Annotated in this window: 20 protein-coding genes and 2 pseudogenes; 10 read left to right on the top strand and 12 right to left on the bottom strand. The window is 50.9% G+C overall.

All coding sequences use genetic code 11. From position 1 onward, the window contains the following. Positions 1-26: 26 nt before the first annotated feature. Positions 27-1,259, bottom strand: a complete 1,233-nt coding sequence (gene mdfA / locus FTE26_RS05070; RefSeq protein ID WP_001180076.1) for a multidrug efflux MFS transporter MdfA — start codon at positions 1,257-1,259, stop codon at positions 27-29. 284 nt (positions 1,260-1,543) lie between these two features. Here mdfA and ybjG point away from each other — a divergent pair, with 284 nt between their 5' ends. Together ybjG and deoR are read left to right on the top strand one after the other, a co-directional pair. Further along, entirely contained in the window at positions 1,544-2,140 is a 597-nt protein-coding gene (ybjG, locus tag FTE26_RS05065) for an undecaprenyl-diphosphate phosphatase (protein ID WP_000892317.1), read from the top strand. 57 nt (positions 2,141-2,197) lie between these two features. After that, entirely contained in the window at positions 2,198-2,956 is a 759-nt protein-coding gene (gene deoR / locus FTE26_RS05060; protein WP_000450133.1) for a DNA-binding transcriptional repressor DeoR, read from the top strand. Positions 2,957-3,002: 46 nt separating this feature from the next. Here the strand turns inward: deoR and dacC are convergent, their stop codons facing one another. Continuing rightward, a complete protein-coding gene (gene dacC, locus FTE26_RS05055; RefSeq protein WP_000195961.1) occupies positions 3,003-4,205 on the bottom strand; it encodes a serine-type D-Ala-D-Ala carboxypeptidase in 1,203 nt (400 codons plus the stop codon). A 246-nt stretch (positions 4,206-4,451) separates the two neighbouring features. Between dacC and gstB the strand changes: the two genes are divergently transcribed. After that, positions 4,452-5,078, top strand: coding sequence for a glutathione S-transferase GstB (gene gstB, locus FTE26_RS05050; RefSeq protein ID WP_001297002.1), 627 nt, complete (start codon positions 4,452-4,454; stop codon positions 5,076-5,078). Here gstB and yliI read toward each other — a convergent pair. After that, positions 5,075-6,189 (bottom strand): annotated as a pseudogene (yliI, locus tag FTE26_RS05045) (aldose sugar dehydrogenase YliI). The gene gstB and the pseudogene yliI overlap by 4 nt on opposite strands. A gap of 110 nt (positions 6,190-6,299) precedes the next feature. Then, positions 6,300-6,683: a biofilm formation regulator BssR gene (gene bssR / locus FTE26_RS05040; protein ID WP_000497137.1), complete on the bottom strand. Its 384-nt coding sequence runs from the start codon at positions 6,681-6,683 to the stop codon at positions 6,300-6,302. 212 nt (positions 6,684-6,895) lie between these two features. Between bssR and rimO the strand changes: the two genes are divergently transcribed. Then, positions 6,896-8,221 (top strand): 30S ribosomal protein S12 methylthiotransferase RimO, encoded by a 1,326-nt coding sequence (gene rimO, locus FTE26_RS05035; RefSeq protein ID WP_000049367.1) that lies wholly within the window; start codon positions 6,896-6,898, stop codon positions 8,219-8,221. A gap of 46 nt (positions 8,222-8,267) precedes the next feature. Here rimO and FTE26_RS05030 read toward each other — a convergent pair whose 3' ends face one another. The 7 genes from FTE26_RS05030 to iaaA all read right to left on the bottom strand — a co-directional run bounded on the left by FTE26_RS05030 (position 8,268) and on the right by iaaA (position 18,363). Further along, the gene (locus FTE26_RS05030) at positions 8,268-9,596 is read right to left on the bottom strand and encodes a GGDEF domain-containing protein (RefSeq protein ID WP_000086924.1); all 1,329 of its coding nucleotides are present in this window, start codon (positions 9,594-9,596) and stop codon (positions 8,268-8,270) included. A gap of 7 nt (positions 9,597-9,603) precedes the next feature. Then, positions 9,604-11,952: a sensor domain-containing phosphodiesterase gene (locus FTE26_RS05025; RefSeq protein ID WP_001307078.1), complete on the bottom strand. Its 2,349-nt coding sequence runs from the start codon at positions 11,950-11,952 to the stop codon at positions 9,604-9,606. A gap of 177 nt (positions 11,953-12,129) precedes the next feature. After that, complete coding sequence (gsiD, locus tag FTE26_RS05020; RefSeq protein WP_001236044.1) at positions 12,130-13,041, bottom strand: glutathione ABC transporter permease GsiD; 912 nt, start codon at positions 13,039-13,041, stop codon at positions 12,130-12,132. Between the two features lie 2 nt (positions 13,042-13,043). Beyond that, positions 13,044-13,964: a glutathione ABC transporter permease GsiC gene (gsiC, locus tag FTE26_RS05015; RefSeq protein ID WP_000936043.1), complete on the bottom strand. Its 921-nt coding sequence runs from the start codon at positions 13,962-13,964 to the stop codon at positions 13,044-13,046. A 17-nt stretch (positions 13,965-13,981) separates the two neighbouring features. Beyond that, complete coding sequence (gene gsiB / locus FTE26_RS05010; protein ID WP_000090190.1) at positions 13,982-15,520, bottom strand: glutathione ABC transporter substrate-binding protein GsiB; 1,539 nt, start codon at positions 15,518-15,520, stop codon at positions 13,982-13,984. Positions 15,521-15,539: 19 nt separating this feature from the next. Further along, positions 15,540-17,411, bottom strand: a complete 1,872-nt coding sequence (gsiA, locus tag FTE26_RS05005) for a glutathione ABC transporter ATP-binding protein GsiA (RefSeq protein ID WP_001296993.1) — start codon at positions 17,409-17,411, stop codon at positions 15,540-15,542. After that, on the bottom strand, positions 17,398-18,363 hold the full coding sequence (gene iaaA, locus FTE26_RS05000; protein ID WP_000513775.1) for a beta-aspartyl-peptidase: 966 nt from the start codon (positions 18,361-18,363) through the stop codon (positions 17,398-17,400). Before iaaA ends, gsiA begins: the two co-directional genes overlap by 14 nt. 203 nt (positions 18,364-18,566) lie before the next feature. Here iaaA and moeA point away from each other — a divergent pair, with 203 nt between their 5' ends. Together moeA and moeB are read left to right on the top strand one after the other, a co-directional pair. Then, complete coding sequence (gene moeA, locus FTE26_RS04995) at positions 18,567-19,802, top strand: molybdopterin molybdotransferase MoeA (protein WP_000397406.1); 1,236 nt, start codon at positions 18,567-18,569, stop codon at positions 19,800-19,802. Next, positions 19,802-20,551 (top strand): molybdopterin-synthase adenylyltransferase MoeB, encoded by a 750-nt coding sequence (gene moeB / locus FTE26_RS04990; protein WP_000829261.1) that lies wholly within the window; start codon positions 19,802-19,804, stop codon positions 20,549-20,551. Before moeA ends, moeB begins: the two co-directional genes overlap by 1 nt. A gap of 178 nt (positions 20,552-20,729) precedes the next feature. On the opposite strand, the gene fsa is transcribed toward moeB, so the two are convergent. Beyond that, positions 20,730-21,392, bottom strand: coding sequence for a fructose-6-phosphate aldolase (gene fsa, locus FTE26_RS04985; RefSeq protein WP_001297004.1), 663 nt, complete (start codon positions 21,390-21,392; stop codon positions 20,730-20,732). A gap of 130 nt (positions 21,393-21,522) precedes the next feature. Here fsa and FTE26_RS04980 point away from each other — a divergent pair, with 130 nt between their 5' ends. The 4 genes and pseudogenes from FTE26_RS04980 to FTE26_RS04965 all read left to right on the top strand — a co-directional run. Beyond that, positions 21,523-22,422: a glycyl-radical enzyme activating protein gene (locus tag FTE26_RS04980; RefSeq protein ID WP_001295295.1), complete on the top strand. Its 900-nt coding sequence runs from the start codon at positions 21,523-21,525 to the stop codon at positions 22,420-22,422. A gap of 5 nt (positions 22,423-22,427) precedes the next feature. Further along, a complete protein-coding gene (locus tag FTE26_RS04975; protein ID WP_000209365.1) occupies positions 22,428-24,860 on the top strand; it encodes a glycyl radical protein in 2,433 nt (810 codons plus the stop codon). 145 nt (positions 24,861-25,005) lie between these two features. Then, on the top strand, positions 25,006-25,821 hold the full coding sequence (ybiV, locus tag FTE26_RS04970) for a sugar-phosphatase YbiV (RefSeq protein WP_000114244.1): 816 nt from the start codon (positions 25,006-25,008) through the stop codon (positions 25,819-25,821). 151 nt (positions 25,822-25,972) lie between these two features. Then, positions 25,973-26,887, top strand: a pseudogene (locus tag FTE26_RS04965) (YbiU family protein); the annotation flags it as partial. Between the last annotated feature and the right edge of the window lie 85 nt (positions 26,888-26,972).

Below are 26,972 nucleotides of genomic sequence, written 5' to 3'. Positions count from 1 at the left end.
ATCGCACAAAGCAATCAGGCATTTTTTTACCCTTCGTGAGAATTTCCCATCTGTTTATCTTTTAAAAAGATAACCATCAGCGACAGCCACAAAATTCCGTTGACAAGGTTGAAGAGATTAAACAGTCCGTTGCCCCCGTTCAGCCAGGCATGTTTGCTGATTTCAATACCGACGGTAAAGATCAGCATTTGCAGCATTCCCATCGCCGCAGAAACCGTACCTTTACTCATATCGCTGGCAAACAGGGTTAATCGCACCAGTCCCGCATTCGCCAGACCAATGCCGAAAGCATAAATACTTAACCCGGCGGTCATCCATAAATACGCGTGCGATGAGATAACCGTTGCCGCAGCAGCGACCAACAGACCAATAATAATCGGCCAGCCGCCCATAATAATCAGCGAACGTACGGTGCGGCGCGAGGTCAGACGCGCTAACAGCAAGTTACCCGCAATTAACGCCCCGAAAATAGGCACTTGCAGCAAGCCATATTCATAGCTGCTCAACTGCTCGCCGGTAATGATGATAATCGGCGACTGGGCGATCCACGCCAGCAATGGCAGGCTAACGAATCCCAGCGCCAGCGCCCCCGCCACAAAGCGGCCGTTCTTCAGCACCAGCTTATAGTCACGACCGAGTTCTTTCAGTGACAGTTTCTCGCCTATACGCGTGGCGGTTTCAGGCATGGCTTGTTGCAGACCGAAAAAGGAGATCGCTGCCAATGCGGCAAACAAGACAAACATCCCTTCCCAGGGCAGCACATGGATCCACGCCGCGCCCACCAGCGGACCAAGTAGCGGAGCAATCAGCGCCACGTTCGCCATCAGCGCGGTGATCTTGATACAAACCGCCTCTTCGAAGGATTCCTGAATTGCGGCGTATCCCACAGCGCCAATGAAACAGAGGCTTATGCCCTGCAAGAAGCGCAACAGAGTGAATTGTTCAATGTTTTGCGCCAGTAATATTGCCAGACAGGTGATGATAAACCACACCACCCCCGCCAGCATCACCGGACGGCGACCAATACGATCCGACAGCGGCCCCAGGAGCCATTGTAAAAACATCCCGCCCGCCAGATATGCGGTCATTGAAGTAGGAACCCAATCAATGCCCGCCTGATATTGTTCCACCACGGCCAACATACCGGGTTGAATCATATCGTTGCCGATATAGGTTGAAAATTCGTAAAGCACCAGACAGAGAGGGAAAAGTAACGCCTGACGTCCAAGCCTGGCACCGGAAGCTAATTTATTTTGCATGCAATTTCTTCGCCAATAATAATCGCGCAGAGTTTAATAAAAGCACAGCTAACGAGAAAGCGAATTTTGTAGCTGAAACCACGGTTAAGCACATTCTTACATTATTGCGAGTATAGCTACGCTTTCTTTAAGTTTTATTTAACCTATGCCCGTTACAATTACCCACCGTAAACAGGCCGCTTGAGGGAAATAAGACGATGCCGCTTTACCCAGTTTAACCTGCACTTTATTCTCAACGACTTGCCTGTATTGGCTCCCTTTTAATCACTTTGCGTCGGGAAGTTATGCTGGAAAATTTGAATCTCTCTCTATTCTCTCTTATTAACGCGACGCCAGACTCGGCTCCGTGGATGATCTCGTTGGCGATTTTTATTGCTAAAGATTTGATTACCGTGGTACCGCTGCTGGCCGCGGTGCTTTGGTTGTGGGGGCTTACAGCACAACGGCAACTGGTGATAAAAATCGCTATCGCGCTGGCGGTCAGCCTGTTTGTGTCCTGGACGATGGGACATCTTTTTCCGCACGACCGACCCTTTGTCGAAAATATCGGCTATAACTTCCTGCATCATGCGGCGGATGACTCATTCCCAAGCGACCACGGTACGGTGATTTTCACCTTTGCACTGGCATTTTTATGCTGGCATCGCCTGTGGTCCGGCTCACTTTTAATGGTGCTGGCCGTCGTCATTGCCTGGTCGCGCGTTTATCTTGGCGTGCACTGGCCGCTGGATATGCTCGGTGGATTGCTGGCAGGTATGATTGGCTGCCTTAGCGCTCAGATTATCTGGCAAGCGATGGGGCATAAACTCTATCAACGTCTGCAATCGTGGTATCGCTTCTGTTTTGCATTACCGATCCGCAAAGGCTGGGTGCGTGACTGATCTCTGCTAAAAAGTGTAGTATTGAGCGGCTCGCTTCAATAACTATTCAGAGGGATTATGGAAACACGTCGCGAAGAGCGTATCGGGCAGCTGCTGCAAGAATTAAAACGCAGCGATAAGTTACATCTTAAAGACGCCGCCGCCCTGCTTGGGGTTTCGGAGATGACGATTCGTCGCGATCTGAACAACCACAGTGCGCCCGTCGTTTTGCTCGGCGGCTATATTGTTCTGGAACCGCGCAGTGCCAGCCATTACCTGTTAAGCGATCAAAAATCCCGCCTGGTGGAAGAAAAACGCCGGGCGGCAAAAATGGCTGCGACACTGGTAGAACCCGATCAGACTCTCTTTTTTGACTGTGGCACCACCACGCCGTGGATTATTGAAGCGATTGATAATGAAATCCCTTTTACCGCCGTTTGTTATTCGCTAAATACCTTTCTGGCGCTGAAAGAGAAACCCCATTGCCGCGCATTTCTGTGCGGTGGTGAATTTCACGCCAGCAACGCCATTTTCAAACCCATCGATTTTCAGCAAACGTTGAATAATTTTTGCCCGGATATCGCTTTTTATTCCGCGGCGGGCGTGCATGTCAGTAAAGGCGCTACCTGTTTTAATCTTGAAGAGTTGCCGGTAAAACACTGGGCCATGTCGATGGCGCAAAAGCATGTGCTGGTTGTCGACCACAGTAAATTTGGCAAGGTGCGTCCGGCGCGCATGGGTGACCTGAAACGCTTTGATATTGTGGTGAGTGATTGTTGCCCGGAAGATGAGTATGTGAAGTACGCGCAGACGCACCGTATTAAGTTGATGTATTAATGACGTATAACCGGATGACGTTTCGCGCCATCCGGTTATCAGAAGATTAAGAGAACCAGCTGCCGAACCACTGATGGAATTTCATCATCACGAAATCCCACATCCGACCAAAGAATCCGCCCTCTTCCACATTTTCCATCACGATCAGCGGACGCTGCTCAATGGATTTACCGTTAAGCTGGAAATCAATGGTCCCGACAACCTGACCTTTTTTCAGCGGTGCGGTAAGCTGCGGTTCCGTTAACGTGTAGCTCGCCTTCAGGTTTTTCAGCTGCCCACGCGGTATGGTCACTGAGCCCGCTTCACCTGCCCCAAGATTCACTTCGCTCTTATCACCAAACCAGACGCGCTGAGTCACAAAGGTGGCATCAGGTTTAATTGGCGTCACGGTTTCAAAGAAGCGGAAACCCCAGGTCAATAATTTCTCAGACTCATTAAAACGGATACGGTCAGTTTTCGCCCCCAGCACTACGGAGATTAAACGCATATCGCCCTGGGTAGCCGAAGCAACCAGATTATATCCCGCGCCTGCCGTGGTTCCTGTCTTCATGCCATCAACATTCAGATTGCTGCTCCACAGCAGACGGTTACGGTTAGGCTGACGAATTTTGTTGAAGGTGAACTCTTTCTCTTTATGAATGGCGTACTCTTCCGGCACATCGTGGATCAATGCTTTACCCAGCAATGCCATATCGCGCGCGGTACTGAACTGCCCCGGCGCATCCAGACCGTGCACCGTCTGGAAGGTAGTGTTGGTCAGACCCAGTTTTTTGGCATAACCATTCATCAAACCAATAAATGACTCCTGGCTCCCGGCAACGTAATCGGCCAGCGCAATACAGGCGTCATTACCGGACTGGATAATCACACCTTTGTTCAAGTCTGCCACCGAAACCTGATCGCCCGGTTTGAGGAACATTACCGATGAACCACGCAGTGCCGGATTTCCCGTCGCCCAGGCATCTTTACCGACCGTCACCATATCGGTGAGTTTAATCTTATCGGCCTTAAGCGCCTGCCCAACCACATAGCTGGTCATGATTTTAGTCAGGCTCGCGGGATCCAGTTTCTCATCCGCGTTGCCTTCTGCCAGCACTTTACCGCTGGCGTAATCCATTAAAATCCATGCACGCGCATCCACGCTCGGCGCTTCAACGGTTTGTTCCGCCGCGAATGCCGTTGGGGCAAAAAGGAATAAAAATGCAGAACCCGCTGCAAGACCACGAAGGAGAGAGGAGTATTGCGTCATAAATGCCACCCGAGTATCCATTCAAAAAAAATACGTTAAATCGCCGTATGATAAGTTCGGTGATTAATAACGCACACACAAACTTAAAGAAACCGTAAGTTGGTAAAGTTTTTAAAGTTTATGCAATATCCTGCCGCTTCGCTGCTTCTGGTGTCATTTTTTTGCCAGCTGTTGCTTAAAAGTTAACTTTACTTCACCATCGGAGTCCTGTTCAGCCTGTGGCTGCCTGTCGGAAAAGGGGTGAGTATGATTACGCTGTGGGGTCGGAATAATTCAACTAACGTAAAAAAAGTATTGCTGACGCTCGAAGAACTGGAACTACCTTATGAGCAAATTCTCGCGGGCCGTGAGTTTGGGATAAATCACGATGCTGATTTTCTGGCGATGAACCCTAACGGGCTGGTGCCGTTGTTGCGTGACGACGAAAGTGATCTCATTCTTTGGGAATCAAACGCCATTGTCCGCTATCTGGCGGCACAGTACGGGCAAAAAAGCCTGTGGATCGACTCACCGGCACGTCGTGCGGAAGCGGAAAAATGGATGGACTGGGCAAACCAGACACTCAGTAATGCTCATCGCGGGATCCTGATGGGATTAGTCAGAACACCACCCGAAGAGCGCGATCAGGCCGCCATTGATGCCAGTTGCAAAGAGTGCGACGCCCTGTTTGCCCTGCTCGATGCGGAACTGGCAAAAGTAAAATGGTTCTCTGGCGACGAGTTTGGTGTGGGCGATATCGCTATCGCACCGTTCATCTACAATTTGTTTAACGTTGGCCTGACCTGGACACCGCGTCCAAATCTGCAACGCTGGTATCAGCAACTCACTGAACGCCCCGCAGTGCGCAAAGTGGTGATGATTCCCGTTAGCTAATTGCGTGGGCTAACTTTAAGTAATTCCCCACTGGACTCGTCGGTGAGAACGTATAAATAACCGTCGGGTCCAGTGCGAACATCACGAATTCGCTGCCCTCTGTCCGTTAAAATACGGCCATCTTCTGTCACTTTGTCGCCGTTGACGCTCATCACAATGACATCTTTATCTTTCAGCGCGCCTATAAATAATTTTTGCTGCCACTGGGGGAATTTATCGCTGTTATAGAAGGCCATGCCGCTCACAGCGGGCGAATCTTTCCAGTAAAAAACAGGTTGCTCGGTCCCGGCGACGATCTCCCCTTTCGCTTCCGGTATCTTAAAGCCTGAATAGTTGATTCCCCAGGTTGCCAGCGGCCAGCCGTAGTTTTTGCCTTTTTGCGGGATATTAATTTCATCACCACCGCGCGGGCCATGTTCATTCAGCCACAGTGCATTACTCCACGGATTCATCGCCATTCCTTGCGGATTACGAATGCCATAAGACCAGATCTCGGCGCGCGCACCGGATTCCTTTATAAAAGGATTATCATCCGGGATTTCGCCCTGGTCGGTCAGACGCACCAGTTTGCCCTGTAATTTATCCAGATCCTGCGCCGTCGGGCGCTGATTGTTTTCGCCCAGAGCAAAAAAAGATAACCTTTACCGTCGAATACCAGCCGCCCGCCAAAATGGTTGCCGGTAGACAGTTTTGGCATCTGGCGGAAGACGGTGCGGAAGTCGGTCACTTTTGAGAGATCATCACTTAAGCGGCCATAACCCACAGCAGTTCCGGCTTTGCCATCATCGCCAACTTCGGAATAACTTAACCAGATGCGGCGAGACTGAGCAAAATCAGGCGCTAAAACCACGTCCAGCAGGCCGCCCTGCCCGTGCGCCCAAACGTCCGGAACTCCGGAAAGCGGCGCAGATAATCCTTTTCCTACTTGCCAGTGACGCAACTCGCCGCCGCGCAGAGTGATTAACATACCGTGATTATCGGGTAAAAAGGCCAGTGCCCAGGGATGGTCGAGTTTGTCTTGCAGTACTTCGACATTTACCGTTGCAGGAGCCGCCCAGAGAGCGGAAGAAAGACAAATAAGGGGCACAAGGAAAAAGGATTGTCGATGCATAACGCCTCCGGATTGACTCTGGCTTAAAGCGTAGTCAGTGGAGGAGATAACAAATTCATTTTTACAAAAACTTAAACATGAAGGGGGAGACGCTTTCTCCCCCTTAGTTTTCAGGCCTTCTCAAGCATGGCGTGCTTCTGCAGGCTCTGGATACTCAGCGTTAAGCTCATCAGACAATTTTCAAGCTTATCGGCGTTGACGGTAATAACAGTCGGGCAATCATGGTGCCCACTCATCAAACATACTGCGGCTGTCGCTAATGCTTCTTCAGCATGATGAAGAGCACTCCACTCTTCCTGATCCAGATGAAGATTCAACCGCAGCGATTTATCGTGCAGTTCGCGATTCAGTTTAAAAAAGTTATCTCGTAGATGATTGCTTTCGCTGACGGACATGTATCCTTTTGCCTTCCTCAGTTGCACGTATGCAGCGAGGTCAACGCGTGCGTCGATCAACCGGTTCAGCAGATCGATTCGCTGTCTGTCAACGAACATACTTCGATCCTCCTCTTTCCAGCCTTGTTGCAATTAAATAGTATGGCTATTTTTTGAGCAAAATGCTGTCCAGGATCAATTCTTCACGCCGAATTAACAAAATTTACATTTCCTTCGCCTCCGCCAGCGAATGAGATTGCGATACAAATTTTATCCAGAACTCTGTAGAATCCCTGCCCTGACCTTTCCTGTAACTGAATATTTTTTAAGCTATGAGCAAAGTAACTCCCCAGCCGAAAATCGGCTTTGTTTCCCTTGGCTGTCCGAAAAACCTTGTCGATTCAGAGCGTATTCTCACCGAACTACGCACTGAAGGTTATGACGTGGTACCGAGCTATGACGATGCGGACATGGTGATCGTCAACACCTGCGGCTTTATTGACAGCGCGGTACAAGAATCACTGGAAGCCATTGGTGAAGCGTTGAATGAAAACGGCAAGGTAATTGTGACCGGTTGTCTGGGGGCAAAAGAAGATCAGATCCGCGAAGTCCACCCGAAAGTGCTGGAAATCACCGGGCCTCATAGCTATGAGCAGGTTCTGGAGCACGTTCATCACTACGTGCCAAAACCGAAACACAACCCATTCCTGAGCCTGGTGCCAGAACAAGGTGTGAAACTGACGCCGCGTCATTATGCCTATCTGAAAATTTCTGAAGGCTGTAATCACCGCTGCACCTTCTGCATTATTCCGTCTATGCGCGGCGACCTGGTGAGCCGTCCGATTGGCGAAGTGTTAAGTGAAGCGAAACGTCTGGTAGATGCGGGCGTTAAAGAGATTCTGGTGATCTCGCAGGATACTTCCGCCTATGGCGTTGATGTTAAACATCGTACTGGCTTCCACAACGGCGAGCCGGTAAAAACCAGCATGGTCAGCCTGTGCGAACAGTTATCGAAACTGGGGATCTGGACACGTCTGCACTACGTTTACCCTTATCCGCATGTGGACGACGTCATCCCACTGATGGCAGAAGGCAAAATCCTGCCGTATCTGGACATTCCGTTGCAGCACGCCAGCCCGCGCATTCTCAAACTGATGAAGCGTCCGGGTTCTGTAGATCGCCAACTGGCGCGCATCAAACAGTGGCGCGAAATCTGCCCGGAACTGACCCTACGCTCAACCTTTATTGTCGGCTTCCCTGGCGAGACAGAAGAAGATTTCCAGATGCTACTCGACTTCCTGAAAGAAGCGCGTCTGGATCGCGTTGGCTGCTTTAAATACAGCCCGGTTGAAGGTGCAGACGCCAATGCCCTGCCTGACCAGGTTCCGGAAGAAGTTAAAGAAGAACGCTGGAACCGTTTCATGCAGCTGCAGCAGCAGATTTCCGCCGAGCGCCTGCAAGAGAAAGTGGGCCGTGAAATTCTGGTGATTATCGACGAAGTGGACGAAGAAGGCGCGATTGGTCGCAGCATGGCAGATGCACCGGAAATCGACGGCGCGGTTTATCTCAATGGTGAAACCAACGTTAAGCCGGGTGATATCCTGCGTGTGAAAGTCGAGCACGCCGATGAGTACGATTTGTGGGGTAGCCGGGTTTAATTAATTCAGGCCGGGCAAAATCATTTGTCCGGCCTGCGAATAATGATTACTGCCAGCTAATCTGAGCCCTGCCGTTTTTCTTACTCTTATACAGCCGCTCATCCGCCAGCATTTTCAAGCGTTCGACGGTGGTACATTCATTTGAATGCGCTACACCGATACTGGTACTTAAATTAATGCTTCCCACCTGGAAATGAACGATTTCTTTTAGAATCGATAGCAACTCTTCCAGCGTTCCACCCGTATAAATCACCGCAAATTCGTCACCGCCGAAGCGGTAGATTTTACCTTTATCTACCGGGATCTGTGATTTAAGGATTTTCACCACTTTCATCAACACTTCATCGCCCAGCAAATGACCGAAGGTGTCGTTAATGTTTTTGAATTTATCGACGTCAAACAGGCACAAATAACCGCCTTTTTCCGGCAGCGCTTTTAAATCTTCGTCAAAGGATTTTCTGCCCATTGCTTTGGTCAGGTCGTCCAGGAACGCCGAGTTATACATACTGTAGAGTTTTTTGACATCGGCAGCCGAAAAGAAAAGCCCGCCATCCAGTACGCGTTCAAAATGGTTATTAATGATGGCTTCTTTCTCCACAATACCACGATTAATCACTCTGCGTACCAGATAGAGGCAACTGGTACCCGATATCACCGCCACCAATGCGGCAAAGAAAATAATCAATGTACAGACCCGCAAATAAACATCTTTTTTATACGCAAATACGTACAATCCGGTCGGCAAATAGGCGAAGTGCTCCATCGCTTCCGAAACGGTGAAGATGGCGTTTTTAGCATTATATTCATCACCGGTCACCGGTTTACCGTTCTTAAACAGAGAGAACATCAGGTTCTCGCTGTCCATCGCCAGCGATTTTGACAGTAAAGAAAAACGCTCCAGACCAAGCAAAAATATCAGACTACGATTGTGAGTTACCGGATAGAGGTAATAGACGAAGGTTTTACCGTCAAAAGAGATAAACCCTGTATTTTTGACATGTCGATACTTCACAACCTGCATAATATCTGCACAATAATTTTTCTCGAACTCCTTTACCTGAATACATTCGTCACTGGAAATCAGATAAGGACCGACATCGTACAAGTAAGAGGGTGAAACCGAGTCAGCGTAAACTGTGCGTAAGCCAACCAACAGCTGTTCCTCCGTGGGATTTAGCGTATTGATAAGATCAATTGCCACGCTACGCCGATATTCAGCAATATTTGCCACCGCAAAAGCAGTATCAATAACGGACTGTTTCAGGCTATACACCCGTTCCTTTACCATTTGAGTGTAGATCCCGCAGGCAACTGCTGAAATCATGATAAAAATCAGCAGACTGACTGTAAGTACGAACTTATTGATTCTGGACATACGTAAACTACTCTTTTACTAATTTTCCACTTTTATCCCAGGCGGAGAATGGCATGGGTTTCTGGTACAGATACCCTTGGGCCTGAACACATCCTAATTTGATTAATTCGCGCGCAACGTCTTCGCTCTCTACGCCTTCCGCAATCACCGGGATCCTGTTATAGCGCGCCAGATCGAAAATAATGCGCACAATTTTTCCCGCAGTACCGAAAATATCGCCGGTAAATTGCGAGTCCACTTTTATGCTATCTGGATTAATTTCATAAAAACGTTTCAGGTTTGACAAACCGGTGCCAAAGTCATCAATCGATATCCGTACCCCTTGTTTACGCAGTTGTTCAATATTGAGATAAAAATGTTCATTAATTCGCTCGATCACGGTTTCAGTGATCTCAACACAGAGGCTGTTCGCCTTCAGGCCATTTTCTTTCATGATGGTGGTAAAACGCTCATGAAAGTGCGGTTCGTTTAACTGCCAGGGCGAAACATTAATATGCAGTAAGAAATCATCCTTCAGCGACGCACGCTGACTAAAATGTCTAAATTCACCCATTGCCGTTTTAATAATCTGATAACCCAGCTCATTGATAAACCCGATATCTTCAGCAATGGTAATGAACTTCAGCGGTGAAATGATCCCCCGCTCCGCAGACACCCAACGGCACAACGCCTCCGCGCCCAGAATGGCGCGGGTGTTAATATCAACGATCGGTTGATAGACGAGGAATAGTTCGCCAATTTCCATTGCATGGCGAATATTACGCGCAATCCAGATATTCTCTTCTATTTCGTTGAGTTTCGCGTCATCACAAAAAATAAACTCGGAGAACATATGGTCACGGATACTGGAAATCGCCAGTTTCAGTTTTTCTGCGTAACTCCAGGCGTTTTCCCCCTGCAAAGGTTCACAAATGGCAGACTTATGGATGCGCAGATTGCGGTAGCCAAAGCTGCTGTCAAAATCGTTTACCATCGCTATTTTACGGGTAAATGTCTGTACATTTTCCCGACACAGAAGTAAATAGAGATCGGCATTGAATGTCACGATATCGCAGCATTGCGCATATTTCTCGGCAATTCGCTGACACAATTTCCTGACGATTTTATTGCGTTCATCAACACCAAACACCGCTTCCACGGCTTCCAGACCACACAGTTTGATGATCCCCACAGCCAGATACTGATTATTGTTGGACTCAATAATCGCCATATTTTTAATAAAACCGCTTTCCTGATCGTAAGAGATCAGTGAGAGCAATTTATTTGACCGTTCAATTTCGGCATCTTTCATTTCCGCGATCGAATTTTTGATGCTGATAATCTCTTTCGCATCGCCTTCGCGAATTTTCAGAGCCTCGATTTGATCCGTTGAGTCGGGCAAAAACGCCAGCGTATTAACCAGCTCGGTCATTTCAGAAAATTGCCGACGGAACACACGAGTGGTCATGAAATATACCACCAGCAACACGATAATAATGAAAGCAAACGGTAGATAAAAAAGTTTATCTGATGCGTTCAATAAATTACCGCCAGGATAATAAAAATAGATTTCGAACAATGCATTATTTGGCACTGCTGATGTCTTTGCAATATACTCCGTATCGACAGAATCAATAATATTATAATTACCTTCGCTATTATAAATAATCAGTTTTTCACGAGCGAGTTGATTCTTGGCAATGATCTCATGACCTTGTTTCAAAAATAGAACTTCATCATTAGCGCTGATTTGATCAAGATACTCGTTCAGATACCGCCAGTTTAAATCGACATGAATTTTATCTACCGCTAACAAATCGTGATCTTTGCCGTTGATACGTAGCGTAAAAGAGATACATTTTTTACCCGGACGATCAAAGCAATTGTATGCCGGATTCCAGCTGTTGTTAGAGTCATCTGAAGCCACCGACCACGGTCGTTTCGATGGGTTAAAATCGGCAAAAATAACCCGCCCTGACTCGTCGACAAGCGGTCCATTTACTTGTTCCTGATGATAAACAACGATTTTATCGTTCGCCCTCCGCGAAAAGAGATAATATTTATTATCATCAAGTACCAGTCCCACCGAGTCTAAAAATGGCATCATTTCCATTTTCAGGATCACAGCGCGTTGAATCTCCTCTGTATTTTTTAATAAATACAGTGAGTCCTTTAATGTCAGGGCCGAACGTTCAATATCTTTAAAGAAATAGCCAACGTTTTTCTGAATAAGTTCAAAGCGGCTATCGGCACGTTTTACCGCGCGTTCCGATACCAGTTGATAGTTAATGATGAAAAAAAGGCCAATAAATGACAGTGCTGCCAATAAAAATAAAATTATCAGCCTTATCTTTATCTTTTCGTATAAACTCAGCATGTTAATACATTTAACAAAATAACTGTCTGAACGCTGTGCCGCTGCAAAAATAGTCCCTTGCTGCGGCTTTTTAACCAAATTACCCGATTCTACAAAATCAGCAGAAAGTTACAACACTTGCTTAGGGCAATAATTTCCTGTGAGGTGATTACCCTTTCAAGCAATATTCAAACGTAACTATCCTTTAATTTTCGGATCCAGCGCATCGCGTAAACCATCGCCCAACAAATTGAACGCCAGTACGGTCAGAAAAATAGCCAGGGCCGGAAAAACAGCGACATGCGGCGCGATAACCATATCCGCTCGTGCCTCATTGAGCATTGCTCCCCACTCTGGTGTCGGCGGCTGCGCACCGAGGCCGAGAAATGACAGGCTGGCGGCAGAGATAATCGAGGTGCCAATGCGCATGGTGAAAAACACCACGATAGACGAGACGGTCCCAGGCAGGATATGACGCAATAAAATGGTCATATCGCTGGCACCAATACTGCGTGCTGACTCAATAAAGGTTTGCTGTTTCAACACCAGCGTGTTGCCGCGCACCAGGCGGGCAAACGCGGGGATGGAAAAAATGGCGACTGCGATAATCACGTTAGCAATGCCGCTTCCCAACACCGCAACAACAGCGATCGCCAGTAAAATACCCGGGAAGGCAAACAGCACATCGCAAATGCGCATGATCAGCCGATCCCACCAGCCTTCATAATATCCAGCCAGCAAGCCCAGCAACGTCCCTATCGCCGCACCGATAAACACGGCAAACACGCCCGCCGCCAGCGAGATTTGCGCACCAACCAGGACACGGCTGAAAATGTCGCGCCCCAGTGAATCGACGCCAAACCAGTGCTGCAAAGAAGGTCCGTTATTCAGATTGTCATAATCAAAATAATTTTCGGCGTCATAGGGAGCGATCCAGCGTGCAAAAATGGCCACCACAATCAATAAAATAACGAATAATGCGGCGGTCATCGCCATATGCTGACGGCGAAATCGTCGCCAGAATTCATGCCACGGTGTACGTACCTGGTCAGGTTTGACCAGTGGCATGGCGTTTAACACCGCCTGACGTCGCCAGTTAAATAGTCGCATCCTTACTTGTACCTGATAGCCGGGTTAATGGCGGCGTAAAGCACATCCACCACTAAGTTGATAAGAATAAATTCCAGTGAGAAAAGCAGAATTTCCGCCTGAATCACCGGGTAATCGCGCATTTCTACGGAGTCAACGAGTAAGCGTCCAAGTCCGGGCCAGTTGAAAACTTTCTCCACCACGATAGAACCACCGAGCAAAAAGCCAAACTGTAAGCCCATCATGGTCACTACCGGGATCATCGCGTTGCGTAGCCCGTGTTTGAGGACAACCCAGGTTTCGCTCACCCCTTTCGCCCTCGCGGTACGCATATAATCTTCGCTTAAAACGTCGACAAATGACGCACGGGTAAAGCGCGCCATCACGGCGGCCACTGCCGCGCCGAGCGTCAGGGAGGGTAAAATGTAGTGCTGCCAACTGTCTGCTCCCACGGTAGGCAGCCAGCCCAGTTCAACGGAGAATACCTGAATTAAAAGCATCCCCAGCGCAAATGCCGGAAACGAGATCCCCGACACCGCAATGGTCATACTCAATCGATCCGGCCAACGATTACGCCAGACGGCGGCGATAATTCCCGCCGCCATACCAAATATCACCGCCCAGACCATACTGGTTATGGTCAGCCACAGCGTTGGCATAAAGCGGCTGGCAATCTCATCGGCAACCGGACGACGCGACACCATCGACAGGCCAAAATCCCCCTGCACAGCATTGCTGATATAGTGCCAGAACTGGTGATACAGCGGCTGATCCAACCCCAGCTGCTGACGCACCAGTTCTATAACCTGCGCATCAGCTTCGGGCCCGGCAATCAATCGCGCCGGATCGCCGGGCAGCATATGCACAAATAAAAACACCAGCACCGAGACGATAAACAGCGTCGGAATCAACCCCAGTAATCGTTTGATAACGTAATTAAGCATTCCACTCCCTGCGTTGCTTATTGCAAATCCGCGTCTTCAAAGCTGAAGCCGGTGTCTGGCATGATCCAAAAACCGGTCAGGTTTTTACTGTGTGCCGACACCAGTTTTTCTACCACCAGCGGGATCCACGGCGACTCTTGCCAGATGATATCCTGCGCCGCCTTATACAAGCGGGTCTTTTCCGCCGGATCATTAGTTTTCAGTGCCTGAGCCAGGAAGTCGTCCACCTGTTTATTGCTGTAAAATGCGGTATTAAACAGCGTCGGTGGCCAGTTTTGCGAGGCGAACAGTGGCGATAGCGCCCAGTCCGCTTCGCCGGTTGAAGCCGACCAGCCAGTGTAGAACATCCGCACGCCGCTCTCTTTTTGCCCTTTACCTTCAACTTCTGCCGCCCGCTGTCCGGCATCCATCGCGGTCACCTGGGCTTTAATCCCGACCTGCGCTAACTGCTGCTGGGTAAATTGCAGCACTTTCTGCGCGGTGCTGTGGTTATGTGACGACCACAGCGTGGTACTGAAACCGTTGGGATATCCCGCCTCTTTCAGTAATTCGCGCGCTTTCACTGGATCGTAAGGCCACGGTTTATAACTTTGCGCGTAGGCGATACTTGGCGGTACCACACCAGTAGCTGGCGTTGCATAGCCCGCAAAGGCAACTTTCACCAGCGCCGGACGGTTAATGGCGTAATTCAGCGCCTCACGGACCTTCGGGTTATCGAACGGCTTTTGCGTCACGTTCATACTGATATAACGCTGCATAATTGACGGACTGGCCATCAACTCGATATTTTTGTTTTTCTCCAGCAGTGTGGCCTGCTCGTAGGGAATGGGGAAAGCAAACTGCGCTTCACCGGTTTGCAGCATTGCCGCGCGGGTGTTGTTATCCGCCACCGGACGCCAGGTTATGCTGTCCAGTTTGGGCAATCCTGGCTGCCAGTAACCCGCGAATTTTTTCACCTTCACAAAATCGGTCTGATTCCAGGTATCCAGTTCATACGGTCCGGTTCCCACCGGATGAAAACCAATCTCCTTGCCATATTTTTCCAGCGCTGCCGGTGAAATCATCGCGGTCGCCGGATGGGCAAGAATATTAATAAACGCTGAGAACGGCTGTTTGAGGGTAATCTTTACCGTTGTCGGATCGATCGCCTCCGTTTTGGCAATATTCTTATACAGGTTATAGCGTTTAAGATGATTCGCCGGATCGCTGGCCCGGTCCAGATTCGCTTTTACCGCCACTGCGTTGAAATCGGTGCCATCCTGGAATTTAATTCCTTCCCGCAATTTCACGATGTAAGTAATGCCGTCATCGGAAACGGTATAACTCTCCGCCAGCACGTTTTTCAGTTTCATCTCTTTATCCAGACCGAACAGCCCCTGGTAAAACGATTTCGCTACGGCCTGAGATAACGTGTCATTTGCGTCATACGGATCGAGCGTGGTGAAATTCGATCCTACCGCCACCACCACATCTTTGGCAGCGAATGCACAAGATGCCATCAACGCTGTCGCAATGCCCTGCGCCACTAACCCACTACGGTGTACAGCTCTTGCCATTTTATTCTCCGCCTGAATGTTATCTACGCATGAATGCGTATTCTGATTGTGGTTGTGCGACGTAATGCCCCGGCCCGACGCATTGCAACGAGACGGCTGCCACCTCTTCGCCACGCAGATGAATATTGCTGGGAAGATCGTCCGACAGCAGTACACGCTGCGGTCGTTGTCGGGACGGTTCAGCGACCGGAACTGCCGCCAGTAATTTACGCGTATAAGGATGCTGCGGGTTTTCGAAGACCGCGCGCCGTGGACCAATTTCAACAATTTGCCCGAGATACATCACCGCCACACGATGACTAATCCGCTCTACCACGGCCATATCGTGGGAGATAAACAGATACGCAATGCCGAAATCACGCTGGAGATCGAGCAACAAGTTGATAATCTGCCCGCGAATAGAAACATCCAGCGCCGAAACGGCTTCGTCGGCAATGATCACTTTTGGATTCAATGCCAACGCGCGAGCAATGCAGATGCGCTGGCGCTGACCGCCGGAAAACTCATGCGGGTAACGCCAGGCATGTTCAGGTAACAGGCCCACGCGCTCCAGCAACCACGCAACGCGTGCAGCCGCGTCTTTACCTGGCAATAAACCGTGTACACGCAGCGGTTCGATAATCGAATCACCGATGGTCTGACGTGGGTCCAGCGAAGCGTAAGGGTCCTGAAAAATAAACTGAATATCCCGGCGCAATGCCTGAAGTTTGCCGGGTGACAAGGTATCGATTCTCTGACCGTTAAAGATAATTTCGCCGCCCTGCGATTCGACCAGGCGCAGCAACGCCCGCCCGGTAGTGGATTTACCGCTGCCAGACTCGCCCACCAGCGATAGCGTTTCGCCAGGCCAGAGATCAAAACTGACTTTCTCAACGGCATGCACTTCCCGCGTTACGCGATTCAACAAACCGCTGCGCAAAGGGAAACGGGTGACAAGATTACGCACTCGTAAAACAGGTTCGCCATCCACCACCGTTTTCTGCTCGATGGGGGGGGCCTGTTTCGCTGGATGTTCAAGCGATATCAACGGGAAACGTCGGGGATAATCTAACCCTTTCATCGCACCAAGTTGCGGAACAGCAGCTAACAGCGCACGGGTGTAAGGATGTTGCGGTGCATGAAAAATCTGTTCGACGGTACCCGTTTCCACCGCCTCGCCCTGATACATCACCAGTACCCGATCGGCAATCTCTGCCACCACGCCCATATCGTGAGTGATAAAGATAACGCCCATCGACATCTCTTTTTGCAATACTTTGATTAATTGCAGGATCTGCGCCTGAATAGTGACATCCAGCGCGGTGGTTGGCTCATCGGCAATCAGCACCGCCGGGCGGCATGACAGCGCCATCGCAATCATCACTCGCTGGCGCATCCCGCCAGAGAGTTGATGCGGATAACGTGAAAGAATGGTTTGTGCCTCAGGAATGCGTACCTGATCCAGCATCCGCTTCGCCTCGACCATCGCTTCTTCACGACTGGCGTTCTGATGCAGACGAATTGATTCGGCAATCTGTTCACCCACAGTAAATACCGGGTTCAGCGATGTCATCGGCTCCTGAAATATCATCGCCATATCCGCACCGCGAACATGGCGCATTTGTGCAGCGCTCTGCTCGCTAAGTTCAATCACTTCGCGACTGCGCCGCTGCAACAGCATTTTATCGCACTGTACTAAACCGCCCGCCTGTTCCAACAGGCGCATCAATGCCAACGCAGTCACTGACTTACCGGAGCCGGATTCGCCAACAATTGCCAGCGTCTCACCGCGTTGCAGACTAAAAGAGAGATTGCGGACCGCAGCTATTTTCTGCTGGTCCTGCATAAAGGCAATATTCAGATTTTCAACCGCCAGCACATTACCGGCATCAAGTTCATCACTGTGTGGCAACGGTGTCCCCTTTTTCACGGTAGATACCGGTGGTTGGCGTATCGCCTGCGTAGCCCCAGGCGCGATACATTCCTTCGGTGTTAAACGGTAGCGCGACATTCCCTTCATGGTCGATAGCGATTAAGCCACCGCTACCGCCAAGCGCAGGGAGTTTTTCCATTACTACCCGCTCGCAGGCTTCCGCGAGACTTAATCCGCCGTAATCCATTAACGCGGCGATGTCATATGCCGCCAGCGCGCGGATGAAGACTTCGCCCGTGCCGGTACAAGAAACCGCCACACTGGCGTTATTGGCGTAGCATCCGGCACCCACTAAGGGACTATCGCCAACTCGTCCGGGTAATTTATTGGTCATTCCGCCTGTGGACGTGGCTGCCGCCAAATTGCCGTCTAAATCCAACGCCACGGCCCCCACGGTGCCCATTTTCTGTTTTTCATCCAGTGGCGCACCGCTATGGTCGAGGACGGTTGCCCCTTCCTTGCGCGCTGCCAGTAGTTGTTCATAACGCAAAGGCGTGGAGAAAATCTCCGGCGAGACGCGCTCCATGCCACGAGCAAACGCAAAATTTTCTGCCCCTTCGCCAATCATCATCACATGCGGGCTTTGCTCCATCACCAGCCGGGCGGCAAGAACCGGATTACGCAGATGACTAACGCCCGCCACCGCACCGGCTTTCAGGGTGTTACCATCCATCACACAGGCGTCCAGTTCATGGGTTTCATCACGCGTAAAGACAGCGCCAATTCCGGCGTTAAACAGTGGACACTCTTCCAGCAGACGCACCGCTTCCGTCACCACATCCAGCGCACTTTCGCCCGCTTCCAGCATTTTCTGCCCGGTTTCAACAATGGCAGACAACGCCTCAATGTAGCGTAATTCCTGTTGCAGACTCATCTGCGCGCGGCTAATTGCACCTGCGCCACCATGAATTGCAATGACTGCTTTGCCCATAGTATTCATCCATTAAGGGTGGCTCGCCACTTTTGCTATAAATATCAGAATTTTTATGAATTACTCATTCAATTTTTGAATATAGAAAGATGGATATGGCATGTAAAGGCAGGACCCAGCGCTACGCCCGAGGTGGCATACAGTCTGTGGCGTTTTTCTGACATAATAGGCAAATTCGATTTTGCCTCCGCAGGAGTGTTTTCATGGAATTTACCACCGGATTGATGTCGCTCGACACCGCGCTTAATAAGATGCTTTCTCGCGTCACCCCACTGACCGCCCAGGAAACGCTGCCACTGGTACAGTGTTTTGGTCGTATTCTGGCGAGCGATGTCGTTTCGCCGCTTGATGTTCCGGGGTTTGATAACTCCGCAATGGACGGCTACGCGGTGCGTTTAGCCGATATTGCCTCCAGGCAACCGCTGCCCGTTGCCGGTAAATCCTTTGCCGGTCAGCCGTACCATGGTGAATGGCCTGCGGGTACCTGCATTCGTATTATGACCGGTGCGCCGGTGCCGGAAGGCTGCGAAGCGGTGGTGATGCAGGAGCAGACTGAACAAACGGACAATGGCGTGCGTTTTACTGCTGAAGTGCGTAGCGGGCAAAATATTCGCCGTCGCGGTGAAGATATCTCTGCAGGTGCGGTTGTTTTCCCGGCGGGAACTCGCCTGACTACCGCTGAACTGCCAGTGATTGCTTCACTGGGGATTGCCGAAGTTCCGGTGATTCGTAAAGTGCGTGTAGCGCTTTTTTCTACCGGTGATGAACTCCAGTTGCCCGGTCAGCCACTGGGCGATGGCCAAATCTACGATACCAACCGTCTCGCCGTACACCTGATGTTAGAACAGTTGGGATGCGAGGTAATCAACTTAGGGATTATCCGCGACGATCCACATGCCCTGCGCGCCGCATTTATTGAAGCCGACAGCCAGGCGGATGTGGTGATCAGTTCCGGCGGTGTTTCAGTGGGTGAAGCGGATTACACCAAAACCATTCTTGAAGAGCTGGGGGAGATCGCCTTCTGGAAGCTGGCGATTAAACCGGGTAAACCGTTCGCGTTCGGTAAACTTTCTAATAGCTGGTTCTGCGGCCTGCCGGGCAACCCGGTTTCAGCGACGCTGACCTTCTATCAACTGGTACAGCCTTTGCTGGCAAAACTAAGCGGCAACACCGCCAGCGGCCTGCCCGCGCGCCAGCGCGTACGCACAGCGTCCCGCCTGAAAAAAACGCCAGGACGTCTTGATTTCCAGCGCGGCGTGCTGCAACGCAACGCCGACGGTGAACTTGAAGTGACGACCACCGGACATCAGGGTTCACATATATTTAGCTCCTTTAGTCTCGGCAACTGCTTTATCGTGCTGGAACGCGATCGCGGCAATGTGGACGTGGGCGAATGGGTGGAAGTAGAACCGTTTAACGCGTTGTTCGGAGGCCTGTAATGGCGGAACTCAGCGATCAGGAGATGCTGCGCTACAACCGGCAAATCATTCTGCGCGGTTTTGATTTTGACGGTCAGGAGGCGCTAAAAGATTCTCGTGTGCTGGTAGTCGGCCTCGGTGGACTCGGCTGCGCAGCTTCGCAGTATCTGGCAAGCGCCGGTGTCGGCAACCTGACGCTGCTCGACTTCGACACGGTTTCGCTCTCGAATCTGCAACGCCAGACACTGCACAGTGATGCCACGGTCGGGCAACCGAAGGTGGAATCCGCCCGTTACGCCCTGACGCGGATCAACCCACATATCGCGATTACGCCAGTCAATGCACTGCTAGATGACGCAGAACTTGCAGCATTGATTGCTGAACACGATCTGGTGCTCGACTGTACGGATAACGTTGCGGTACGTAATCAACTGAACGCAGGCTGTTTTGCCGCGAAGGTGCCGCTGGTTTCCGGCGCGGCAATTCGTATGGAAGGGCAAATCACGGTCTTCACTTATCAGGACGGCGAACCGTGCTATCGCTGCCTTAGCCGTTTGTTTGGCGAGAACGCATTAACCTGCGTAGAAGCAGGCGTGATGGCACCGTTGATCGGCGTAATTGGTTCGTTGCAGGCAATGGAAGCGATCAAACTGCTGGCAGGTTATGGCAAACCGGCCAGCGGGAAAATCGTCATGTACGATGCGATGACCTGTCAGTTTCGCGAAATGAAACTGATGCGCAATCCGGGGTGTGAGGTGTGCGGGCAGTAATTGCCACCTCCAGGCCTGATAAGACGCGACAAGCGTCGCATCAGGCATTTGCTCCAGACGCCAGATGCGGCGTGAACGCCTTATCTGGCCTACGGTTCGGGCACAGATTTCCAAGCGCGGCAGGCATCGGTGCACTCCGCCACGTCATCAGCAATTTATGAGGATGCAGAACGTCCGGTTAAATCGACGTTCTGCCAAACGCTCCCAGCCAGTCCTGTTCAAACTTCGCCACAGCGGCATCAACCGCCGGATAGCTAATCATCTGTTGTGCCACATCCAGTGGCAGCGTAATTGATTCACATCCTGCCAGTAAGCAGTCCAGCGCCTGACGCGGGGTTTTGAAACTCGCTGCCAGCACTTTCGCCTGCGGCGCATGCATTTTCAATAACTGGTGTAAGTCGGTCACAGTCTGAATGCCGCTACCGCCCTGAGCATCAATACGATTAACGTAAGGCGCAACATATTCCGCACCTGCCAGCGCCGACAGCAGCCCTTGTGCTGCGCCATATACCGCGGTTCCCAGCGTTGGAATCCCTTCCGCTTTTAACATCTTAATAGCTGCCAGCCCCTCGGCGGTCACCGGAACTTTCACCACGATATCCGCAATAATAGAACGCAATTTACGTGCGTCATTCACCATCCCTTCAGCAGTGGTAGCCATTACCTGGGCAAACAGACGCCCCTGACCGCCCATCGCTTCATGAAGTTGCGGAAGCACAACATCCAGCGGTTTTTTACCCGCGGCGATAATGCTTGGGTTAGTGGTCACACCCGCCAGCGGAAAAATACGTGACAGCGCCTTCACCGCAACAACGTCTGAAGTATCCAGATACAGTTCCATAACCATCCTCAAAATGTACTTTTTGTCTGAATGTAGACTATCACGGGAAAACTCTCTGAACAGTTGACGCACATCAATCTAACTTTCATTCGAAAGTATTTTAATGTTTGAACGAAACAGAGAGGCAACTATGATTTTCAATATTCAGCGCTACTCGACCCATGATGGCCCCGGTATCCGCACGGTCGTATTTCTTAAAGGCTGTTCGCTGGGCTGCCGCTGGTGTCAGAACCCGGAAAGCCGCGCCCGCACGCAGGATCTGCTGTATGACGCACGACTGTGTCTGGAAGGCTGCGAGCTGTGCGCTAAGGCCGCGCCGGAAGTGATTGAGCGCGCGCTGAATGGTTTGCTTATTCATCGGGAAAAGTTAACCCCGGAGCATCTGACGGCGTTAACCGACTGCTGTCCGACACAGGCATTAACCGTGTGTGGTGAAGTGAAAAGCGTTGAGGAGATCATGACGACCGTTCTGCGCGATAAACCGTTTTATGATCGCAGCGGCGGCGGTTTAACGCTTTCGGGTGGTGAACCCTTTATGCAGCCGGAAATGGCGATGGCGCTACTGCAAGCCAGCCACGAGGCCGGCATTCATACTGCGGTAGAAACCTGTCTGCATGTGCCGTGGAAATATATCGCCCCTTCTCTGCCCTATATCGATCTGTTTCTTGCCGATTTAAAACACGTTGCCGACGCGCCGTTTAAACAGTGGACCGACGGTAACGCCGCCAGGGTGCTGGATAACCTGAAAAAACTCGCCGCAGCGGGCAAAAAAATCATTATCCGCGTGCCGCTGATTCAGGGCTTTAATGCCGACGAAACCTCTGTAAAAGCCATTACCGATTTTGCCGCCGACGAGCTGCACGTTGGCGAAATTCATTTTCTGCCCTACCACACGCTGGGCATCAACAAATATCACTTACTTAATCTGCCCTATGACGCCCCGGAAAAACCGCTTGATGCGCCAGAACTGCTCGACTTTGCCCAGCAGTATGCCTGCCAGAAAGGGTTAACCGCGACCTTACGAGGATAACAACCATGACCACACTGAAACTGGACACGCTCAGCGACCGCATTAAAGCGCACAAAAATGCGCTGGTGCATATTGTGAAACCGCCAGTCTGTACCGAGCGCGCGCAGCACTATACCGAGATGTATCAACAACATCTCGATAAGCCGATCCCGGTACGTCGCGCGCTGGCACTGGCGCATCACCTGGCGAATCGCACCATCTGGATCAAACACGATGAGTTGATCATTGGCAACCAGGCAAGCGAAGTTCGCGCCGCGCCGATCTTCCCGGAATATACTGTCTCGTGGATCGAAAAAGAGATTGATGATCTGGCAGATCGTCCCGGTGCTGGCTTTGCGGTGAGCGAAGAGAACAAACGCGTTCTGCATGAAGTGTGCCCGTGGTGGCGCGGTCAGACCGTACAGGATCGCTGCTACGGCATGTTTACCGATGAGCAAAAAGGTCTGCTGGCGACCGGAATCATTAAAGCGGAAGGCAATATGACCTCCGGCGATGCGCACCTGGCGGTGAATTTCCCGCTGCTGCTGGAAAAAGGTCTTGATGGTCTGCGTGAGAAAGTAGCGGAACGTCGCTCGCGCATCAATCTGACGGTGCTGGAAGATTTACATGGCGAACAATTCCTGAAAGCGATTGATATCGTGCTGGTGGCAGTCAGTGAACACATTGAACGTTTCGCTGCCCTGGCGCGTGAAATGGCTGCTACCGAAACTCGCGAAAGCCGTCGCGATGAACTGCTGACGATGGCAGAAAACTGCGATCTTATCGCCCACCAGCCGCCGCAGACTTTCTGGCAGGCGCTGCAACTGTGTTACTTCATCCAATTGATTTTGCAGATCGAATCTAACGGTCACTCGGTATCGTTTGGTCGTATGGACCAGTATCTCTACCCGTACTATCGCCGCGACGTTGAACTCAACCAGACGCTGGATCGCGAACACGCCATCGAGATGCTGCATAGCTGCTGGCTGAAACTGCTGGAAGTGAACAAGATCCGCTCCGGCTCACACTCAAAAACCTCTGCGGGAAGTCCGCTGTATCAGAACGTTACCATTGGCGGACAAAATCTGGTTGATGGTCAACCAATGGATGCAGTGAATCCCCTCTCTTACGCGATCCTCGAATCCTGCGGTCGCCTGCGTTCCACTCAGCCTAACCTCAGCGTGCGTTACCATGCAGGAATGAGTAATGATTTCCTCGACGCCTGCGTACAGGTGATCCGTTGCGGCTTCGGGATGCCGGCGTTCAACAACGACGAAATCGTGATCCCGGAATTTATTAAACTCGGTATTGAACCGCAGGACGCTTACGACTACGCAGCGATTGGTTGTATCGAAACCGCCGTCGGTGGCAAATGGGGCTATCGCTGTACCGGCATGAGCTTTATCAACTTCGCCCGCGTGATGCTGGCGGCGCTGGAAGGCGGGCGTGATGCCACCAGCAGCAAAGTGTTCCTGCCACAAGAAAAAGCGTTGTCGGCAGGCAACTTTAACAATTTCGATGAAGTAATGGACGCGTGGGATACGCAAATCCGTTATTACACGCGTAAATCAATCGAAATCGAATATGTCGTCGACACCATGCTGGAAGAGAACGTACACGATATTCTCTGCTCGGCGCTGGTGGATGACTGTATTGAGCGAGCGAAAAGTATCAAGCAAGGCGGCGCGAAATATGACTGGGTTTCTGGCCTGCAGGTTGGCATTGCCAACCTCGGCAACAGCCTGGCGGCAGTGAAGAAACTGGTATTTGAACAGGGCGCGATTGGTCAGCAACAGCTGGCTGCCGCACTGGCGGATGACTTCGATGGCCTGACTCATGAGCAACTGCGTCAGCGGCTGATTAACGGTGCGCCGAAGTACGGCAACGACGATGATACTGTCGATACGCTGCTGGCTCGCGCTTATCAGACCTATATCGACGAACTGAAACAGTACCATAATCCGCGCTACGGTCGTGGTCCGGTTGGCGGCAACTATTACGCGGGTACGTCATCTATCTCCGCTAACGTACCGTTTGGCGCGCAAACTATGGCAACGCCGGACGGGCGTAAAGCCCACACCCCGCTGGCAGAAGGCGCTAGTCCGGCCTCTGGTACTGACCATCTCGGCCCTACTGCGGTCATTGGCTCGGTGGGTAAACTGCCTACGGCAGCGATTCTCGGCGGCGTGTTGCTCAACCAGAAACTGAATCCGGCAACGCTGGAGAACGAATCTGACAAGCAGAAGCTGATGATCCTGCTGCGCACCTTCTTCGAGGTGCATAAAGGCTGGCATATTCAGTACAACATCGTTTCCCGCGAAACGCTGCTGGAGGCGAAAAAACATCCGGATCAGTACCGCGATCTGGTAGTGCGTGTCGCGGGTTATTCCGCCTTCTTCACCGCGCTCTCTCCAGACGCTCAGGACGATATCATCGCTCGTACTGAACATATGCTGTAATCTCTTCGGCCCGGCTGCGGCGTCGCCGGGCTAAATCATTCACATCATCAATTTCATCCTTACTTTCATTCGAAATATAATTTGTGCTCTGCGTCACATTGTTATTACACTGTTACGGTTTCATTTTCGAGCCAGGAGCACACCTATGAGCGTAAAAGTTATCGTCACAGACATGGACGGTACTTTTCTTAACGACGCCAAAACGTACAACCAACCACGTTTTATGGCGCAATATCAGGAACTGAAAAAGCGCGGCATTGAGTTCGTTGTCGCCAGCGGTAATCAGTATTACCAGCTTATTTCGTTCTTTCCTGAGCTAAAGGATGAGATCTCTTTTGTCGCGGAAAACGGCGCACTGGTTTACGAACATGGCAAGCAACTGTTCCACGGCGAACTGACCCGACATGAATCGCGGATTGTTATTGGCGAGTTGCTAAAAGATAAGCAACTCAATTTTGTCGCCTGCGGTCTGCAAAGTGCATATGTCAGCGAAAATGCCCCCGAAGCATTTGTCGCACTGATGGCAAAACACTACCATCGCCTGAAAGCTGTAAAAGATTATCAGGAGATTGACGACGTACTGTTCAAGTTTTCGCTCAACCTGCCAGATGAACAAATCCCGTTAGTGATCGACAAACTGCACATAGCGCTCGATGGCATTATGAAACCCGTCACCAGTGGTTTTGGCTTTATCGACCTGATTATTCCCGGTCTACATAAAGCAAACGGTATTTCGCGGTTACTGAAACGCTGGGATCTGTCACCGCAAAATGTGGTAGCGATTGGCGACAGCGGTAACGATGCGGAGATGCTGAAAATGGCGCGTTATTCCTTTGCGATGGGCAATGCTGCGGAAAACATTAAACAAATCGCCCGTTACGCTACCGATGATAATAATCATGAAGGCGCGCTGAATGTGATTCAGGCGGTGCTGGATAACACATCCCCTTTTAACAGCTGACCTCTCTACCGGAGCCGTGCGCTCCGGTTTTCCCTTCTTTTTACATCCTGTACATCACATCAAATCATTAAACTTGCATTAACTTATTTATAACTTATATTGTCACATGCAAATCAGAAAGGTTTCGAATGAAAGTTAATGAGAGGTGGTTATGGCTTCTACTTTTACCAGCGACACATTGCCTGCCGATCACAAAGCAGCTATCCGTCAGATGAAGCACGCGCTGCGGGCGCAGCTTGGCGACGTCCAGCAGATCTTTAATCAGCTAAGCGATGACATTGCCACGCGAGTGGCTGAAATCAACGCACTCAAAGCACAGGGCGATGCCGTCTGGCCGGTGCTGTCTTATGCCGATATCAAAGCAGGTCATGTTACTGCAGAGCAGCGCGAACAGATTAAACGTCGCGGTTGTGCGGTGATAAAAGGCCATTTCCCCCGCGAACAAGCGCTAGGCTGGGATCAGTCGATGCTGGACTATCTGGACCGCAACCGCTTTGACGAGGTCTACAAAGGCCCCGGCGATAATTTCTTCGGGACGCTCAGCGCTTCACGTCCCGAGATTTACCCCATCTACTGGTCGCAGGCGCAAATGCAGGCCCGCCAGAGTGAAGAAATGGCGAATGCGCAGTCGTTTCTCAATCGTCTGTGGACATTTGAAAGTGATGGAAAGCAATGGTTTAACCCGGATGTGAGCGTCATCTACCCTGACCGTATCCGCCGCCGTCCGCCCGGAACGACCTCCAAAGGTCTTGGAGCGCATACCGACTCCGGGGCGCTGGAACGCTGGCTGCTTCCAGCGTATCAGCGCGTTTTCGCCAACGTCTTTAATGGCAATCTGGCGCAATATGATCCCTGGCATGCGGCACATCGTACGGAAGTTGAAGAGTACACGGTGGACAACACCACCAAATGTTCCGTGTTTCGGACATTCCAGGGCTGGACAGCGCTCTCTGATATGCTGCCTGGTCAGGGGCTGCTGCACGTTGTGCCCATTCCTGAAGCCATGGCGTACGTACTGTTACGTCCGCTGCTTGATGATGTGCCGGAGGATGAACTGTGCGGCGTAGTGTAGTGGTCAAGTAATATTGGCCACGGTTTTACAGTAAAAATGGTATCTGTTCTCTGACTCTTCCGGCGTCAGCCCACCGTTA

The sequence above is a fragment of the Escherichia sp. S10b genome (assembly GCF_028421345.1).
Taxonomy (GTDB): Bacteria; Pseudomonadota; Gammaproteobacteria; order Enterobacterales; family Enterobacteriaceae; genus ECMA0423.
Note: the sequence above shows the minus strand (reverse complement) of the source record. Positions and strands in the feature narration are given on the sequence as shown.